Origin of the sequence: Streptomyces sp. NBC_00726 (assembly GCF_045161735.1) — a bacterium.
Lineage (GTDB): Bacteria > Actinomycetota > Actinomycetes > Streptomycetales > Streptomycetaceae > Streptomyces.
In genome coordinates this window covers 5,446,828-5,463,402 of record NZ_CP108983.1, presented here as the reverse complement: position 1 = coordinate 5,463,402, position 16,575 = coordinate 5,446,828, and the positions used below count along the sequence as shown (strand labels likewise).

At 73.2% G+C, this 16,575-nt stretch carries 15 protein-coding genes; 7 read left to right on the top strand and 8 right to left on the bottom strand.

Annotated elements, in window-relative coordinates; translation table 11 throughout:
* Nucleotides 1–129: 129 nt before the first annotated feature.
* From mnhG to OG338_RS24345, 6 genes are read right to left on the bottom strand one after another with little or no spacing between them, the layout of a single operon-like run.
* On the bottom strand, nucleotides 130–483 hold the full coding sequence (gene mnhG / locus OG338_RS24370) for a monovalent cation/H(+) antiporter subunit G (RefSeq protein WP_405939347.1): 354 nt from the start codon (nucleotides 481–483) through the stop codon (nucleotides 130–132).
* A complete protein-coding gene (locus OG338_RS24365; RefSeq protein ID WP_405939346.1) occupies nucleotides 480–815 on the bottom strand; it encodes a monovalent cation/H+ antiporter complex subunit F in 336 nt (111 codons plus the stop codon). Before OG338_RS24365 ends, mnhG begins: the two co-directional genes overlap by 4 nt.
* A complete protein-coding gene (locus OG338_RS24360; RefSeq protein ID WP_405939345.1) occupies nucleotides 812–1,450 on the bottom strand; it encodes a Na+/H+ antiporter subunit E in 639 nt (212 codons plus the stop codon). Before OG338_RS24360 ends, OG338_RS24365 begins: the two co-directional genes overlap by 4 nt.
* Nucleotides 1,447–3,102 (bottom strand): Na+/H+ antiporter subunit D, encoded by a 1,656-nt coding sequence (locus OG338_RS24355; protein ID WP_405939344.1) that lies wholly within the window; start codon nucleotides 3,100–3,102, stop codon nucleotides 1,447–1,449. Before OG338_RS24355 ends, OG338_RS24360 begins: the two co-directional genes overlap by 4 nt.
* Nucleotides 3,099–3,791, bottom strand: a complete 693-nt coding sequence (locus OG338_RS24350) for a Na(+)/H(+) antiporter subunit C (protein ID WP_405939343.1) — start codon at nucleotides 3,789–3,791, stop codon at nucleotides 3,099–3,101. Before OG338_RS24350 ends, OG338_RS24355 begins: the two co-directional genes overlap by 4 nt.
* Nucleotides 3,788–6,709 carry a Na+/H+ antiporter subunit A gene (locus OG338_RS24345; RefSeq protein WP_405939342.1) on the bottom strand — a complete coding sequence of 974 codons (2,922 nt, stop codon included), beginning with the start codon at nucleotides 6,707–6,709 and terminating at the stop codon, nucleotides 3,788–3,790. The genes OG338_RS24350 and OG338_RS24345 overlap by 4 nt, the downstream gene beginning before the upstream one ends.
* Nucleotides 6,710–7,046: 337 nt before the next feature.
* On the opposite strand from OG338_RS24345, the gene OG338_RS24340 reads away from it, so the two are divergent.
* From OG338_RS24340 to OG338_RS24320, 5 genes are read left to right on the top strand one after another with little or no spacing between them, the layout of a single operon-like run.
* The gene (locus tag OG338_RS24340; RefSeq protein ID WP_405939341.1) at nucleotides 7,047–9,707 is read left to right on the top strand and encodes a nitrate- and nitrite sensing domain-containing protein; all 2,661 of its coding nucleotides are present in this window, start codon (nucleotides 7,047–7,049) and stop codon (nucleotides 9,705–9,707) included.
* Nucleotides 9,704–10,141, top strand: coding sequence for a roadblock/LC7 domain-containing protein (locus OG338_RS24335; RefSeq protein ID WP_018105797.1), 438 nt, complete (start codon nucleotides 9,704–9,706; stop codon nucleotides 10,139–10,141). Before OG338_RS24340 ends, OG338_RS24335 begins: the two co-directional genes overlap by 4 nt.
* Entirely contained in the window at nucleotides 10,138–10,560 is a 423-nt protein-coding gene (locus tag OG338_RS24330; RefSeq protein WP_405939340.1) for a DUF742 domain-containing protein, read from the top strand. The genes OG338_RS24335 and OG338_RS24330 overlap by 4 nt, the downstream gene beginning before the upstream one ends.
* A 6-nt stretch (nucleotides 10,561–10,566) precedes the next feature.
* On the top strand, nucleotides 10,567–11,136 hold the full coding sequence (locus tag OG338_RS24325) for an ATP/GTP-binding protein (protein ID WP_073861300.1): 570 nt from the start codon (nucleotides 10,567–10,569) through the stop codon (nucleotides 11,134–11,136).
* Nucleotides 11,137–11,178: 42 nt separating this feature from the next.
* Complete coding sequence (locus OG338_RS24320; protein ID WP_405939339.1) at nucleotides 11,179–12,312, top strand: FAD-dependent monooxygenase; 1,134 nt, start codon at nucleotides 11,179–11,181, stop codon at nucleotides 12,310–12,312.
* A gap of 115 nt (nucleotides 12,313–12,427) precedes the next feature.
* Here OG338_RS24320 and OG338_RS24315 read toward each other — a convergent pair whose 3' ends face one another.
* Nucleotides 12,428–12,829, bottom strand: coding sequence for a RidA family protein (locus OG338_RS24315; protein ID WP_161210448.1), 402 nt, complete (start codon nucleotides 12,827–12,829; stop codon nucleotides 12,428–12,430).
* On the bottom strand, nucleotides 12,826–13,953 hold the full coding sequence (locus OG338_RS24310) for an acyl-CoA dehydrogenase family protein (protein ID WP_405939338.1): 1,128 nt from the start codon (nucleotides 13,951–13,953) through the stop codon (nucleotides 12,826–12,828). Before OG338_RS24310 ends, OG338_RS24315 begins: the two co-directional genes overlap by 4 nt.
* 129 nt (nucleotides 13,954–14,082) lie before the next feature.
* On the opposite strand from OG338_RS24310, the gene OG338_RS24305 reads away from it, so the two are divergent.
* Both OG338_RS24305 and OG338_RS24300 read left to right on the top strand, forming a co-directional pair.
* On the top strand, nucleotides 14,083–15,735 hold the full coding sequence (locus OG338_RS24305) for an AMP-binding protein (RefSeq protein ID WP_405939337.1): 1,653 nt from the start codon (nucleotides 14,083–14,085) through the stop codon (nucleotides 15,733–15,735).
* 4 nt (nucleotides 15,736–15,739) lie between these two features.
* Nucleotides 15,740–16,558 (top strand): PaaX family transcriptional regulator C-terminal domain-containing protein, encoded by an 819-nt coding sequence (locus OG338_RS24300; RefSeq protein WP_405939336.1) that lies wholly within the window; start codon nucleotides 15,740–15,742, stop codon nucleotides 16,556–16,558.
* Nucleotides 16,559–16,575: the final 17 nt, after the last annotated feature.

Below are 16,575 nucleotides of genomic sequence, written 5' to 3'. Positions count from 1 at the left end.
GACCTTCCGTGAATCGGATCGTGCTCCGACGGTAGGAAGGCGCCGTTACGCCGGTGTGGCACCGGCCGATCATGGGCGGTAACGCTCGTCGCACACCGGGCGGGCCGCGGGTGTGAGAAGAGCCGTCGCTCACGTCTCCTCGGTGAGCTGTTCGTCCAGGTCGTCGAAGAGCAGTTCCGTGTGGTCGACCTGGCCCGTGCGGTATGCCGAGCGGGCGACGAGGTGGGCGGCGACCGGGCCGGTCATCAGCTGGAAGAAGCCGATCAGGGCCAGGGTCGCCAGGTCCATGCCGCTGCGCAGCCGCAGGGCGACGCCGGCGAGCACGATGAGCATGCCGAGGGCCTGTGGTTTGGTCGCGGCGTGGCTGCGGGAGAGGACGTCCGGGAGGCGCAGCATGCCGATCACGCCGAGCAGGCAGATCGCGGCGCCGGTCAGCACCAGCGCGGCGCCCGCCGTGTCCAGGATCTGGAGCCAGACGCTCATGGCCTCTCCTCCCCGCCGTTCCGGGTCCGCTCCCCGTGCGGATGGCCCGGCGGCCGGTCGCGTACGGCGATGAAGCGGGCGATGCCGACCGAGCCGGTGAAGCCGAGGAAGGCCAGGACCAGCATGATCGGGAAGTAGAAGGGGTCGCGGGCGAAGGCGGACTTGGCGCCGAGGCCGGCGATGATCAGGGCGGCGCAGACGTCCAGGGCGATGGCCCGGTCCAGCATCGACGGACCGCGCCAGATGCGCGCGAGCAGCAGCGCGCCGGCGACGACGGTGACGACGACGGCCGCGACGAGCAGGACCCGGTCCACGGTTTCCGGCGCGCTCATGTGCCCTCCTCCTGGTCTCCCGGCCGTTCGCCGGTGTTCGGCCGGTCCGGGGGCGGTGCGGCGACCCGTTCGATCTCGTCGCGGGTGCCGAAGGCCCGTACCATCAGCTCCTCCATGCGCCATACGGACCGCTTGGCCGCCGCCAGTTCGGCCGGCCGGCCGTCGAGCACGTGCACGAAGACGGTGGCGGTGGCGCGGCGCACCTCGACGACCGAGCTGTCGGGCACGTTGGACACGCCGACGGCGGTCGCGGTGAGCATCAGGTCGGAGCGGCAGCGCAGCGGTACGGCGATGACGGCCGCCCGGCGCGGCTGCCGGCCGTGGATCTGCCGGGTGACCTTCATGCCGGAGGTGTACATGTCGTACAGCAGATAGCCGGCGAGCCGCAGGATGCCCCAGGGGTGCAGGCGCAGCCCCAGGTCGACCTTGGGCAGCGGGAAGGCCAGGCAGACGACGACCGCGACGACGGCCCCGGTCAGCAGGTTCGCCCAGTTGAGGCTGGACCAGAGCAGCACCCAGATGACGGTGAGCCAGGCGATCAGCGGCAGGTCGAGCACCCGCCGCCGGGCGCCGAACGCGGCGCTGAACGGCGGCAGGTCCTTGTTGCGGAAGGAGAGGGTGACGAGGCGTTTCACGGGCCCAGCACCTCCTGGGTGTACGGCGTGCGGGCGAGGAGTTCGGCGGCGGCGCGGTCGGTGTACGAGGTGAGCGGGCCGGCGAACACGGTGAAGGCGAGTCCGAGGCCGACCGCGGCGGCGGTCGCCCAGGTCATCGGGCGGGGCAGCACGCTGGTGGTGGTGACGGCGTGGCCGTGGAGCGTGGCGGCGACGGCGAGCCCGGCGGGCTGGTGGCGGACGCGGACGCCCTCGTCGCCGGTGCCCGCGATCCGGTCGGGGCCCTCGTCGGCATCGTCGTCGTCGCTGTCGTCGTCGGACTCCAGGACGGTGCCGGTGGCGGCCTGGCCGGGGGGCGCGGCCCGCCAGAAGGCGAGGTTCCAGACCTTGGCCATCACGTACAGCGTGAGCAGGCTGGTCACGGTCGCCCCGACGACGAGGATCCAGGCCCACACCCCGCCGTCGGCGACACCGGCGCGCATGAGGCCCAGCTTGCCGATGAAGCCGGAGAGCGGCGGGATGCCGGCGAGGTTCATCGCGGGCACGAAGAAGAGGACGGCGAGGGCGGGGGCGGCCCGGGCGATGCCGCCGATCCGGGTGAGTTCGGTGGTGCCGGTCCGGCGTTCGATCAGCCCGGCGACCAGGAACAGCGTGGTCTGGACGGTGATGTGGTGGACGACGTAGACGATCGCGCCGCCGTACGCGCCCCGGGTGGCGAGGCCGATGCCGAAGACCATGTAGCCGATGTGGCTGATGAGGGTGAAGGAGAGCAGCCGCTTGAGGTCGGTCTGTGCGACGGCCCCCAGGATGCCGACGATCATCGAGGCGAGGGCCGCCGCCATCAGCAGGTCGCCGAGCCGGTTGCCGGGGAAGAGCAGGGTCTCGGTGCGCAGCATGCAGTAGACGCCGACCTTGGTGAGCAGTCCGGCGAAGACGGCGGTGACGGGGGCGGGCGCGGTCGGGTAGGAGTCGGGCAGCCAGGCGGCGAGCGGGAAGACGGCCGCCTTGATCGCGAAGACCGTGAGCAGCATGGCCTGGATGAGGGTCTGGACGCCCAGCGGGAGCGCGCCCAGGCGTTCGGCGAGCTGGGCGAAGTTGGCGGTGCCGGTCGCCGCGTACGTCATGGCGATGGCGGTCAGGAAGAGCATCGAGGAGAACAGCGAGATGATCACGTACGTGGAGCCCGCCCGGATGCGCGGACCGGTGCCGCCGAGCGTGAGCAGGACGAAGCTGGCGACGAGCATGATCTCGAAGCCGACGTAGAGGTTGACCAGGTCTCCGGCGAGGAAGGTGCACGAGACGCCGGCGACCAGGATCAGGTACGCGGGGTGGAAGACGGCGACGGGCGTCTCCTCGTCCCGGTCCGCCATGCCCTGGCCCAGGGAGTAGACGAGGACGCACAGGGTGACGGCGGAGGAGACCGTCAGCATCAGCCCGGAGAGCCGGTCGGCGACCAGGGTGATGCCGAGCGGCGGCGCGAAGTCCCCGAGGTGCACGGAAAGCGGCCCGTCCGTGTCGGCGGCGATCATCAGGGTGACCGAGAGGCCGAGTACGGCGGTGAGCACGGCGACGCTGATGAGGCGCTGGATCTGCTTGAGCCGGGTGCCGAAGGCGAGGCTCAGGCCGGTCGCGCAGAGCGGCAGCAGCACCGGCAGCGGGACGAGGGCGTTCATCCGGTGCCTTCCGGGTTGTCGGGGTCGGGTCGCCGCGGGTCGCCGCCCGATGGGCTCGGCGGGCTCGGCGGGCTCGGCGGGCTCGGCGGGCTCGGCGGGCTCGGCGGGCTCGGCGGGGCTTCGGCGCTCGTCGCGTAGTCCTCCGGGTCCGCGCCCAGGACGTCGTGCCACAGGTCGCCGGTGGCGTCGCGGCCGCGCGCCTGGAGGGCCCGGTCGGCGCGCAGCCGGGCCCGGAGGCGGCGGCGTTCGTCGCGGTAGGCGCGGCGGGCCCCGGCGCTGCGGTCGCCGTCGGCCCGGAACCGCTCGCGCAGCTCGTCGCGCTCGTCCAGGACCTCGGCGCGCAGGACGATGCGGCGGTCCTCCAGATCGTCGTGGACCTCGTCGGTGCCGGTGAGCTGGTGGCCGCGGTAGGCCATGGCGAGCAGGAACGCGGTGGTGGCCAGGGTGATGACGATGGCGGTGAGCGCGATGGCCTGGGGCAGCGGGTCGGTGACCCGGGCGAGGTCGACCCCGTACAGCAGGGGTTCGCGGCCGGCCGTGCCGGTGGCGGACAGGATGAACAGGTTGATGCCGTTCCCGGCGATGACCGCGCCCAGCAGGATGCGGGTGAGGGGCCGGGTCAGCATGAGGATGCCGCCGACGGCGCAGAGGACCGCCGCGGTGGCGAGGAGCGAGGCGCTGACGGTCACGGGGTGGCCTCTCCGGTCTCCGGTCCGGCCCGGCGGGCGGCGGCCTTCGCGGCGGCTTTCTCGGCGGCGGCGCGTTCGATCTGCCGGTCGATCTTGGCGCCGAGGGCCCGCACGATGTCGAGGACGACGCCGAGGACCAGCAGATAGACCCCGCAGTCGAAGATGACCGGGGTGCCGAACTCGTAGTCGCCGATGAGCGGCAGACGGCCGTGGTACGTCCAGGCGTGCAGGACCGTTCCGTCCGAGAGGCCGATCAGGGCGACCCCGGTGGAGATGAACAGGCCGAGGCCGGTGAAGAGGCCGGGTTGCAGGGGCGCGGCCTCGGCGAGTTCGAAGCGGCCGCCCGCGAGGTAGCGGGTGATCAGGGCGAGGCCCGCGACCAGGCCGCCGACGAAGCCGCCGCCCGGCATGTTCTCGGCGCAGAACAGCAGGTAGACCGAGAGCACCAGGATCGGGTGGAACAGCAGCCGGGTCACCACCTCGAAGACCACGGACCGGTGCTCGGGCGCCAGCGTGGCACCGGCCGCCAGCCAGCCGCGCTCGGGCGCCCCCTCGTCGCCCTGCGGCACCCCGGTCAGCGGCTCGGCGGTCACCGACCAGGCGGTGTGTCCGCGTGCTTCGGCGGGCGCGGCCGCCCCCTCGGCGCGGCGGTGCAGGTAGATGAGGCTGGTGACGCCGATCGCGGCGGCGGCGAGCACGGCGGACTCCCCCATGGTGTCCCAGGCGCGGAGGTCGACGAGGATCGTGGCGACGACGTCCTTGAGGCCGTGGTGCGCGGTCTCCTCGACCATGGCGGCGCCCGCCGGGGCCGCGGTGCGCGCGGCGGCGGCGACCCAGACGACCACGCCGAGGGTGGCGGCGGCGGCCAGGGCGACCGGGATGCGCACGGCCCGCCGCCAGGTGCTGACGGACTCCTGGAAGTGCACCGGCATCCGCCGCAGGACCAGCACGAACACGATCATCGACACGGTTTCGACGCAGAACTGGGTGAGCGCCAGGTCCGGGCCGCCCTGGACGACGAACAGCAGGGCGGTCCCGTAGCCGGTGAGTCCGGCCAGGACCACGGCCTTCATCCGGCGCCTGACGGTGAGACAGAGGAGGGCCGCCGCGCAGGTCAGGGCGGCGACGGCGCCCTGAAGCGGAACGTCCCAGAGCCGGGGCGCGGACGCGCCCTGCCAGGGCTGGTCAGCGATGAGCACGGAGAGCTGTCCGGCGAGCATCACCAGCAGGGTCGTCGCGAGGTACACGGAGAGGGAGCCGCGCTGGACGAAGCCGGTGGCCTGGAGGGAGAGCCGTTCCAGGCCCAGGAGCAGCTGGCCGAAGACGCCGTCGGCGGTGGGCCAGGCGACGCGCCGGGACAGCCGGGCGACCCGGGCGCGCGCGGCGAAGAGGACGGCGCCGCCCGCGGTGGCGACGGCGGAGAGGAGGAGCGCGGTGCCCCAGCCGTGCCAGAGCGCGAGGTGGTACGGGTGGGCGGGGGCCGGGAACGCGTCGGCGTAGGCGCTGAGCAGCCGGTCGGTCCAGCCGACGCCGGGGCCGAGGACGAGCCCGCAGAGGGCGAGCGCGGCGGGCGCGGCGAGGAAGGCCGGGCCGACCCGGTGCACGGGGGTGTCGGCGACCCCGGGTTTGCGCAGGAAGCCGCCCCAGATGAACCGGGCGGTGTACGCGACGGTGAGCGCCGAGCCCGCGACCGTGATGCCGAGCGCCCAGCGGTCCGCCGTGTCGCCGTGCAGCAGCGCCTCGAACGCGGACTCCTTCGCGGCGAAGCCGAGCATCGGGGGCAGGGCGGCCATGGAGAGGACGGCGAGCACGGCGACGGCGTACACATGGGGCAGGGCGCGTCCGACGCCGGAGAGTTTGCGCAGGTCGCGGGTGCCGGCGGCGTGGTCCACGATGCCGGTGACGAGGAAGAGCGGGGCCTTGAAGAGGGCGTGGCCGAGGATCATGACGGCGGCGGCGAGCGCTGCGTCGCGGTTGCCGACGCCCGCGAGGAGGGTGAGGAAGCCGAGCTGGCTGACGGTCCCGTACGCCAGGACGATCTTGAGGTCGTTCAGTCTGAGGGCGCGCCAGCCGCCGAGGAGCATCGTCGCGGCGCCGAAGATCATCACGACGGGCCGCCAGCCGGGCACGTCGGCGAAGGCGGGGGCGAGCCGGGCGACCAGATAGACCCCGGCCTTGACCATCGCGGCGGCGTGCAGATAGGCGCTGACGGGGGTGGGCGCGGCCATGGCGTTGGGCAGCCAGAGGCTGAACGGCCAGACCGCCGACTTGGACAGGGCCCCGCACAGGATCAGCAGGACGGCGACCTCGACGGCGGTGCCGGCCGGGGGCGGGTCGGCGAGGATCGCGGAGATCCGGTAGGTCCCGGCCTCCTGACCGATGATCAGGAAACCGATGAGCATGGCGAGGCCGCCGAGCGTGGTGACGGTCAGCGCCTGGAGTGCGGAGCGTCTGCTGTGGCGCTGCTCGCTGTCGTATCCGATGAGCAGGTACGAGAAGACGGTGGTGAGCTCCCAGAAGACGTAGAGGGAGATCAGGTCGTCGCTGAGGACGAGGGCGAGCATCGCGCCGGCGAACGCGAGGAGGTTCCCGGCGAATCCGGCGAGCCGGGGGGTCGTGTCGCTGAAGTAGGAGGCGCAGTACAGCAGGACGAGGGTGCCGACGCCGGACGCGAGCAGGACCATGAGTTCGGCGAGCGCGTCGAGGCGCAGGTCCACGGAGACGCCGTAGTCGGGCATCCAGGCCCAGGACCAGTCCACCGAGGAGCCGGATGCCGCCTTCTCCCACCGGGTGAACGCCCAGCAGGTGGTGGCGGCGGGCGGCAGCGCGAGGACGAGGAAGGCGCGCGCGCCCAGCCGTCGCACCAGCGGGCGTGCGAAGGCCGCGAGGACGAAGTGAGCGACGATGAGCGCGGTCATACGGCGGGGCTGCGGGGTGCGGTGGCGGGCGGCGGGGTGTGCGGGGCTACCGAACGGACAGAGAGCACTAAATACAGATATATCCCCGGCGCCACTTCACCCGTCCGACCCGCCGCACCCCGGGCGGCCGGTCACATCACAGGAGTCGCCACCGCTCCGTGGCGATCACGTGTGTCCCAGATGTTGAACATGTGATCCCACTTACAGTTCTTTTTTGCACTGTGACTACTATCTATCCGTCCTGGTTCTCAACGGATTTGACCGGCCGTGAGGTCGGTACCACGTCAAGGAGCATGCCCTGCGCACGCGCGCGTCACGGCGGAGCAGCTCGACCACAATGGCGCTGCGGACGGCCCTGCTCGTACTGGCCGTCGTCCCCGGTGTAGCCCTGGCCGCCCTCTGGGCCGTCACCAGTGGTCAGACTCTGCTCGACTTCCAGAAGCAAGCGGCCCAAGGGCAGTTGGCCCAGAAGGCCGGCCAGCCGTCCAACATCGTGTACTACAACCTCCAGGAGGAGCGGCGGCTCAGCGCCGAGGCACTGGCCCGCAAGGGAGGCGCCGCCGACGCCCTGCGCGAGCAGCGCAAGCTGACCGACAAGGCGATCACGAGCTTCCAGTCGCTGTCCGACACGGACACCGACGACGCCCCCGGCGAGGTACGCGACGCGGTCGGCGAAGCCCGTACGGCGATCACCCAACTCCCGGCGCAGCGCGCGCTCGTGGACGAGGGCGACAACGACCAGCAGAAGGCCGTGTACCGCTACTACACGGACCTGATCGCCGTCGACCTGAAGCTCTTCACGTCCCTCAGCCATGTCGACAACGGCCGGATGACCACGATCTCGCAGCCGTTGGTGGACATGTTCTGGGCCAAGGAGATGATCTCCCGCTCGGACGCGCTGCTCGCCCGGGGCTGGAAGAAGGGCGAGCTGAGCACCGCGGACCTCCAGGAGGTCCGGCAGGCCGTCTCCGCCCAGTCGTTCCAGTACACGGCCAAGGTCGTCCCCTATCTTCCGGCGGACGAGCGGGCCAAGTGGCAGGACGTCTTCGACAGTACGGCGTGGAAGGCCAAGACCCGGGTGGAGACCCAGGTGCTGCGCCCGGCCGGTGCGGACTCCGCCGGCGCCGTCTCCCTCGGCGCGAAGGAGGCGGACTGGCGCGGTGCGATGGACGAGCTCACGCCCCAGCTGGTCGAGCTGATGGAGGCCCGCACCGACATGGTGGTCGCGGAGGGCAAGGACAGCGTCATCTCCCTCCTCATCAAGGTCGTCCTGACCACGGTCGTCGGCCTCGCCGCCGTCGTCGCGGTCATCTGGTTCACCTGGCGGCTCTCCCGCACCCTGCGCCGCCGGATCAGCCGGCTCCAGGAGCGGGCCGAGGAGCTGGAGAAGGCGCTGCCCGACGTGGTCGACCGGCTCGGCAGAGGCGAGCGCATCGACGTCGAGGCTGAGGCCCGGGCGATCGGTGACGGCGGCGATCCCGGTGCGAAGGACGAGCTGTCCCAGCTGGGCCACGCACTCGACCTGGCCCGCACCAGCGCCCTGCGCGCCGCCGTCGACCAGGCCGACCAGCACCGGGGCTTCGAACGGCTGCTCCAGCGCATCGCCCGCCGCACCCAGCAGCTCATCGGCCAGCAGCTGAAGAAGCTGGACGAGCTGGAGCGCAAGCACGAGGACCCCGAGGTGCTGGACGGCCTCTTCGACCTCGACCACCTCACGGCGCGCCTGCGGCGGTATGAGGAGAACCTGGTGATCCTCGCGGGCGGCTCCCCGCACCGGCGCTGGCGCAAGCCCGTACCGCTGCTGGACGTCATGCGCTCCGCCCAGGGCGAGGTGCAGGACTACCAGCGCGTGGTGCTGGACCTGGACGGCTCGCCGTGGCTCGCGGCGCGGGCCGTGGGCCCGGTCTCCCATGTGCTGGCGGAGCTGATCGAGAACGCCCTCACCTTCTCCCGGCCGCCCAGCCCCGTCGAGGTCAGGGCCGCCCAGGTGAGCCGGGGCCTGGCCATCGAGGTCGAGGATCGCGGGCTCGGCATGGAGGAGGAGCAGCTCGCGGCGGCCAACGAGCTGATGAGCCGGCCGCCCCGGATGGACGTGCTGGCCCACGCCGACGACATCCGGCTCGGTCTGTACGTGATCGCGCGCCTCGCCGACCAGCACGGGCTGCGGGTGGAGTTCCGCCAGTCGGCGTTCGGCGGCACCCGTGTCGTCGTGCTGGTCCCGGACGCGCTCACCGTCCCCGGCCCGCACGCCGGTCCGGTGGCCGTCCCCGCGCCGGAGCCGGAGGAGCCCGCGCAGGCGTCCGCCCCGCTGCGGGACAGCGACGCGCTGCCCAGCCGGGGCCGGGGCAGGGCGCTCGCCGGGGTCACCGCCCTGCACGCGCCGGCCACGCCCGCCGCGCCCGAGCCCACGCCCACGCCCGAGCCCGCCGGCCCGTACGCCGATGTGGACGAGCACGCGTACGGCGATCAGCCGTACATGACCGCCGAGGGGCAGTACCCGGTCGCGCACCAGGCGTACCCGGAGCCCTCGGAGCCGTACGGTGCTCCGCAGCAGAGCTACCCGGACCCGTATCTGGCGGGCGGGCTGGACGCGGACGGCTTCCCGGTCTCCCTGCCCCCGCAGCCGGAACCGGCCGCACCGCTTCCGGGCCACGGCGGGCACGCCGCGCCGCCCGCCCAGCCCGTACCGCCCGCCCAGCCCGCGCCGCTTGCCGAGCCGCCCGCGCCGCTCGGGGCGGCCTTCGGGGACCAGCCCCTCGGGGAGCCCCCGTTGCCGCGCCGGGTGCGCCAGGCCAGCCTCGCCGACGAGCTGCGGGTCGACCCGGCCGCACCGGCCGCCACGGCCCGGCCGGAGGTCGGGGCCGGGGACCCGCCGCCCCGGACCGCCCCGCACCGCGCGGGTGCGGCCATCGGAGCCTTCCAGCGCCGCTCCCGCGCCGCCCGCGCCACCGACGGGCCGCCGACGCAGCCCGACCTCACGAGAGAAGAACGGACATGACACGCACTACCGCCACCCGCCAGGATCTCGACTGGCTCCTCGACGGTCTGGTCGACTCGGTGGCCGAGACCATCAACGCCGTCCTGCTCTCGGACGACGGGCTGGTGGTGAGCCACTCGCGCACCATCGAGCGGCCCGACGCCGAGCGGCTTGCCGCGATCTGCACCGGTCAGCAGAGCCTGGCCCGGGGGGTGGGCCAGCTCTTCAACGGCGGCGGCGTCCACCAGGTGATCGTGGAACTGGCGGACCTCTGGCTCTTCATCATCTCCGCGGGCCAGGGCACCCATCTGGCCGTCATCGCCTCCCAGGAGGTGGACGCCGAGATCATGTCGCTCGCCATGCACAACCTCGTACTCCAGGTCGGTCAGAAGCTCAGCACCCCGGCGCGGGACGACTTCGACGCCTTCGGCGCCGGGGACAGGCCACGGGCGTGACCGGCCACTGGCCTTACGGGCAGGGGGAATTCGAGGACGACGGCGAGGACGCCGCGGGGACGATGGTGCGCCCGTACACCATCACCCGCGGCCGGACGGCACCCGACCGGGACGACCTCACCCTCATCACCGTGCTCACGACCGCGCACGATCCGCGGGACGAGCACGGCGCGGCGGCCCGCCCGGGCCGGCTCCAGCCGGAACACCGGCTGATCCTGGAGCGCTGCCGCCGGCCCGCGGCGGTCGCCGAGGTCGCATCCGACCTCGACCTGCCGGTCTCGGTGACCAAGATCCTTCTGGCCGACCTGGTCGCCACCGGCCTCCTGATCGCCCGGGCCCCGCTGTCGGTGGCCCGGGCGTCCGGCGGCGCCGACATGGGCGTACTGGCCGCTGTTCGCGACGGACTCCGGAGACTCTGACCCAAGATGACCATCAGTCAGGCGGCGCCCGCCGCCGTCAAGATCCTGATAGCCGGCGGTTTCGGCGTCGGCAAGACCACCCTCGTGGGGGCCGTCAGCGAGGTCGCCCCGCTGCGCACCGAGGAGCTGCTGACCACGGCCAGCATCGGTGTGGACGACCTCGCCGGCGTCGGACAGAAGGACACCACGACCGTGGCCCTGGACTTCGGCCGGATCACGGTCAGCCAGGACCTCGTCGTCTACCTGTTCGGCACACCGGGCCAGGAGCGCTTCTGGTTCATGTGGAACGACCTGGTCAACGGGGCCCTCGGCGGCGTCGTGATCGCCGACACCCGGCGGCTTGAGAGCAGCTTCGCCTCGATCGACTTCTTCGAGAGCCGGGACATCCCGTTCGTCGTCGCGATCAACTGCTTCTACGGGCACAACACCCGCACCACGGACGAGATCAGGGCGGCCCTGGACCTGGACCCGCATGTGCCGCTGCTGGTCGGCGACGTACGCGAGCGGCCGTTCGGCCGGGATGTGCTGCTGGCCCTCGTGGACCACCTGATGAGCCTGCCCGTCGCGGTGGGCTGACCCCTTCCCCCCTTTTACTTCCTCGCTCTGGAGAGATCCGACATGGCAACACCTCTGCGCGTCCTGATCCACGGCGGCGGCATCGGCGGGCTGACGCTCGCCACCGCCCTGGCCCGGCGGGGCCACACCGTCGAGGTGGCCGAGCTCCGCGACGAGCTCGACGCCCTCGGCGTCGGCATCATCCAGCCGTCGAACGCCCTGCACGTGATGCGGGAGATCGGGGTGCTGGAGGACTGCCTGGCGGCGGGCTTCGAGTGGGAGGTGCTGACCATCGCGGACCCGGCCGGCAACACCCTGGCCGAGATACCGCAGCCGCGCATGGGCGACGCCCCCTCGAACAACGGCATCCCCCGCCCCGCGCTCGCCCGAGTGCTGAGCGCGGCGGCCACCTCGGCCGGTACGAAGATCCGGTTCGGCGTGACCATCACCGAACTCTCCGACGACGGCAGCGGCGTCGACGTCACCCTGTCCGACGGCTCGTCCGGCCGCTGGGACCTGGTCGTCGGCTTCGACGGCATCGGCTCGCCGCTGCGCACCCGGCTGTACGGGGACCGCTACGCCCCCGAGTACACCGGCTTCGCCAACTGGCGTGTCACCATGCCCCGCCAGGAGCAGGTGCGGGGGGTCGTGATGGGCACCGCGGGCCAGGCCGCGAAGGCGCTGCTGACCCCGATCACCGACGAGCTGATGTACCTGGGCTCGGTCTTCGCGGAGGCCGAGGACTTCCGGCCGGACCCGGCGAAGGCGCACGAGCAGCTGAAGGAGCGGCTGGCGATGTTCTCGGGCCCGGTCGCGGAGGCGCTGGCCGAGGTCACCGGTCCGGAGGCGGTCGTCTACTCGCGGATCTCCCAGGTGACGGTCGAGGAGCCGTGGCACGTGGGCCGGGTGGTGCTGGCCGGTGACGCGGCGCACGCGAGCACCCCGCACATCGCGCAGGGTGCGGCGATGGCCGTGGAGGACGCGCTGGTGCTCGCCGAGTCGCTGGACGCCGAGGCGGACGTCGACGCGGCCCTGGACGTGTGGGAGGCCCGTCGCCGGCCGCGCGCCATGTGGGTGCAGGCGATGTCCCGCGCGGTGCTGAAGCAGGAGACGGGCGGCGAGACCACGCCGGAGGAGGACGAGCTGCTGAAGATCGGCATCCCGGGCGCGGCGCATGTGCTGGTGCAGCCGTACTGAGGTGAGACGTTATGTGTGATGCCCCCGCCGGGCCGTTACGCGTGACGCCCCCGCCGGGCCCGGTTTCCGGGATCGGCGGGGGCGTCCGTCGTTCAAAGGCAGGAGCGTTCGGCGTTCAGGGCAGGACCGCGATGCCGTCGATCTCGACCCGGGCCTGCTCGTCCCAGAGCCGCGCCGCGCCGATGACCGCCATGGCCGGGTAGTCGCGGCCCGCCATCCGGCGCCAGATCCTGCCCAGTTCCGGGGCGTGGGCCCGGTAGTCGGCGACATCGGTGGCGTACACCGTGACGCGGGCCAGGTCCGCCGGGGAGCCGCCCGCCGCGCGCAGGGCGGTGAGGAGGTTGCCGAGGGCGGTCGCGAACTGCTCGGGCAGGGTGTCGCCCACGACCTCGCCGTGCTGGTCCAGGGCGGTCTGCCCGGCCAGGAAGACGAGCCGGCCGCCGGTCGCGGTGACCGCGTGCGAGAAGCCGGAGGCGGGCGAGAGTTCGTGCGGGTTGATGCGGTGGATCGGGCTCATGCGGTCGGCTCCCGGTTCGCGTACAGCTCCTTGGCGATGATCGTGCGCTGGACCTCGCTGGCGCCCTCGTAGATCCGCGGGGCGCGGACCTCCCGGTAGAGGTGTTCGAGCAGATGGCCGCGGCGCAGGGCGCGGGCGCCGTGCAGCTGGACGGCGGTGTCCACGACGAACTGCGCGGTCTCCGTGGCGTACAGCTTCGCCATCGCGGCCCGGCGCGGCACCCCCGGCTCCCCGGCGTCATGGGCGGCGGCGGCCGCGTAGACCAGCAGCCGGGCGGCCTCGGTGCGGGTGGCCATCTCGGCGACCTGGTGCGACACGGCCTGGAGGGCGGAGAGGGGCGCGCCGAAGGCGGTCCGGGTCGCGGTGTGCTCCACGGTGGCGTCGAGGGCGGCGCGGGCCATGCCGAGGGCGAAGGCGCCGACGCTGGGGCGGAAGAGGTTCAGGGTGTCCATGGCGACCGCGAAGCCCCGGTCCGGATCGCCGATCAGGTCGTCGGGGGTGACGCGGACCCCGTCGAAGGCGAGGGCCCCGATCGGGTGCGGCGAGAGCATGTCCAGGGCGGTGCCGGTGAGCCCGGCGCGGTCGGCGGGGACCAGGAACGCGGTGACACCCCGGGCCCGGGCGCCGGGCGTCGTGCGGGCGAAGACCGTGTAGAAGTCGGCCTCCGGCGCGTTGGAGATCCAGCATTTCTCGCCGGTCAGCCGCCAGCCGCCGGAGTCCGGGGCGGCGTCGAGCGCGAGGGCCCCCGCGTCGGAGCCCGCGCCCGGCTCGCTGAGCGCGAACGCGGCGACCTGGCGGCCGGCGCGGACCCCGGGGAGCCATCGCTCGCGCTGGGCGGGGGTGCCGGACCGGAGTACGGGGAAGGCGCCGAGGCCCTGGAGGGCGAGGGCGGTCTCCGCCTCGGTGCAGCCCCGGGCGAGCGATTCGCGCAGCAGGCAGAGGTCCAGGGCGCCCGAGCCGAACAGCCGGTCGAGCAGACCCAGCTCACCGAGGGCGGCGAGCAGCGGGCGGTTGACGTGCCCCGGCGCGCCCTCGGCGGCGAGCGGGGCGAGCCGGTCACGCGCCAGGGTGCGCAGCTCCTCGCACCAGGCGGTCTGGGCCGGATCGAGCGAGAATGCCGTCATACCGGCGCCTCTCTGGTCGAATCTGATCAAAGATTTTCAAATCGATGGCACTTGAGCATCTTTATCGCGGACCGTTGACTACCGTCACCCAAACGATACGCTCCAAGGGCGACAAGGGGGCGATCCTTCATGGACCCGAACACCATGGACCCGGAAACCTCAGCGCACATCGACGGCTTCGCCAGGGAGCATCTGCCACCCGTGGAGCAGTGGCCGGAGCTGCTCTTCGACCTGCCCGAGCTGCGGTACCCGGACCGGCTCAACTGCGCCGCCGAGCTCCTGGACCGCACGGCCGACCGCCTCGGCCCGGACCGCCCCGCCTTCCGCACGCCGGACGGCGGGGTGCTGAGTTACGGGGAGCTGCGCGGGCTCGTCGACCGGATCGCCCATGTCCTCACCTCGGACCTGGGAGTCGTCCCCGGCAACCGCGTCCTGCTGCGCGGCCCCACCACGCCCCACCTCGCCGCCTGCTGGCTGGCGGTGCTGAAGGCGGGCGCGGTCGCCGTCACCGTACTGGCGCAGCAGCGGGCGTCGGAGCTGGCCACCATCTGCTCGATCGCCCGGGTGAGCCACGCCCTGTGCGACGCCCGGTCGGTCGAGGACCTGGCGCAGGCGGAGGTGCCCGGGCTGCGGATCACGGCGTACGGGGGTGAGGCGCCGGACGACCTGCTGCGGCTGGCGGCCGCCCGGCCGGGCCCGTACCGGGCGGTGGACACCGCGTCGGACGATGTGGCGCTGATCGCGTTCACCTCGGGCACCACCGGCCGGCCCAAGGGCTGCATGCATCTGCACCGCGATGTGCTGGCCATCGCCGACACCTTCTCGCGGCACGTCCTGCGGCCCGGGCCCGACGACGTGTTCGCGGGCAGTCCGCCGCTCGGTTTCACCTTCGGGCTCGGGGGCCTGGTGGTCTTCCCGCTGCGGGTGGGCGCGTCGGCGCTGCTGCTGGAGCAGGCGGGCCCGAAGCAGCTGCTGCCCGCCCTGGCGGAGCACCGCGTCTCGGTGCTGTTCACCGCGCCGACCGCTTACCGGGTGATGCTGGACCAGCTCGACGGGCACGACCTGTCGGCGCTGCGGCGCTGTGTCTCGGCGGGCGAGAACCTGCCGGAGGCGACCTGGCACGCCTGGCACGAGCGGACCGGGCTGCGGATCATCAACGGCATCGGCGCGACCGAGCTGCTGCACATCTTCGTGTCGGCCGCCGACGACGCGATCCGCCCCGGCACCACGGGCGTCCCGGTCCCCGGCTGGCAGGCCCGCGTGGTGGACGCCGACGGCGCGCCCGTGCCGGACGGGGAGCCGGGCCTGCTGGCCGTGCGCGGCCCGGTCGGCTGCCGCTACCTCGCGGACGAGCGGCAGCGCGACTACGTACGGCACGGCTGGAACATCACCGGCGACACCTATGTGCGCGACGCGGACGGCTACTTCCGGTACGTGGCCCGCGCCGACGACATGATCATCTCCTCCGGGTACAACATCGCGGGCCCCGAGGTCGAGGAGGCCCTGCTGCGCCACCCCGATGTGGCGGAGGCGGCGGTGGTGGGGCAGGCGGACGAGCTGCGCGGCCGGATCGTGGCGGCGTACGTGGTACCGCGGGAGGGCGCGGAGCTGACGGCGGACCGGCTGCGCACGTTCATGCGGGCGGAGCTGGCCCCGCACAAGTGCCCCCGCCGCTTCACGTTCCTGCCGGCCCTGCCCCGTACGGCCACGGGGAAACTGCAACGGTTCAGGCTCCGCGCGGGCGAACCCGGTGCGGCCGGGGCCGCACCGGGCCGAGAATGATCACATGGTCGAACCGCACACCCCCCGTTCACTGATCGTCACCCTGTACGGGGCGTACGGCCGCACCCCCGGCGACGGGCCGGTGCCGGTGGCCGGTCTGGTCCGGCTGCTCGGCGCCGTCGGCGTGGACGCGCCCGCCGTACGCTCGTCCGTCTCCCGGCTGAAGCGGCGCGGGCTGCTCGTCGCCGAGCGCACGGCGGACGGGGCGGCCGGATACGCGCTGTCGGCGGACGCCCGCCAGCTCCTGGACGACGGCGACCGGCGCATCTACCGCCGCCCGGACCCGCCGCTGGCGGACGGCTGGGTGCTGGCGGTGTTCTCGGTACCCGAGGCGGAGCGCCACAAGCGGCATCTGCTGCGCTCGCGGCTGTCCCGGCTCGGCTTCGGCACCGCTGCCCCCGGTGTCTGGATCGCCCCGGCGGGGCTGTACGACGAGACCCGGCACACCCTGGAACGGCTGGAACTCGCCCCGTACGTCGATCTGTTCCGGGGCGAGCACCTGGGCTTCTCCGCGACCCGGGAGGCCGTCGCCCGCTGGTGGGACCTGGACGCGGTGGCCCGGCTCCACCACGGCTTCCTGGAGCGCCACGAACCGGTGCTCAGGGCCTGGAAGGCGCGCGGCGACGCGGCGGTGGACCCGGAGGCGGCCTACCGGGACTACCTCACCGCGCTGGACTCCTGGCGCCGGGTCCCCTACGCCGACCCCGGGCTGCCCGGGGAGCTGCTGCCCGCCGGATGGCCGGGGGCCAGGTCGGCCGAGGTGTTCCGGGCACTGCACGAGCGGCTGCGGGACGCGGGGGCGGAGTTCGCGCACCGGAAATAGCGCTGCCGGGCCGGACC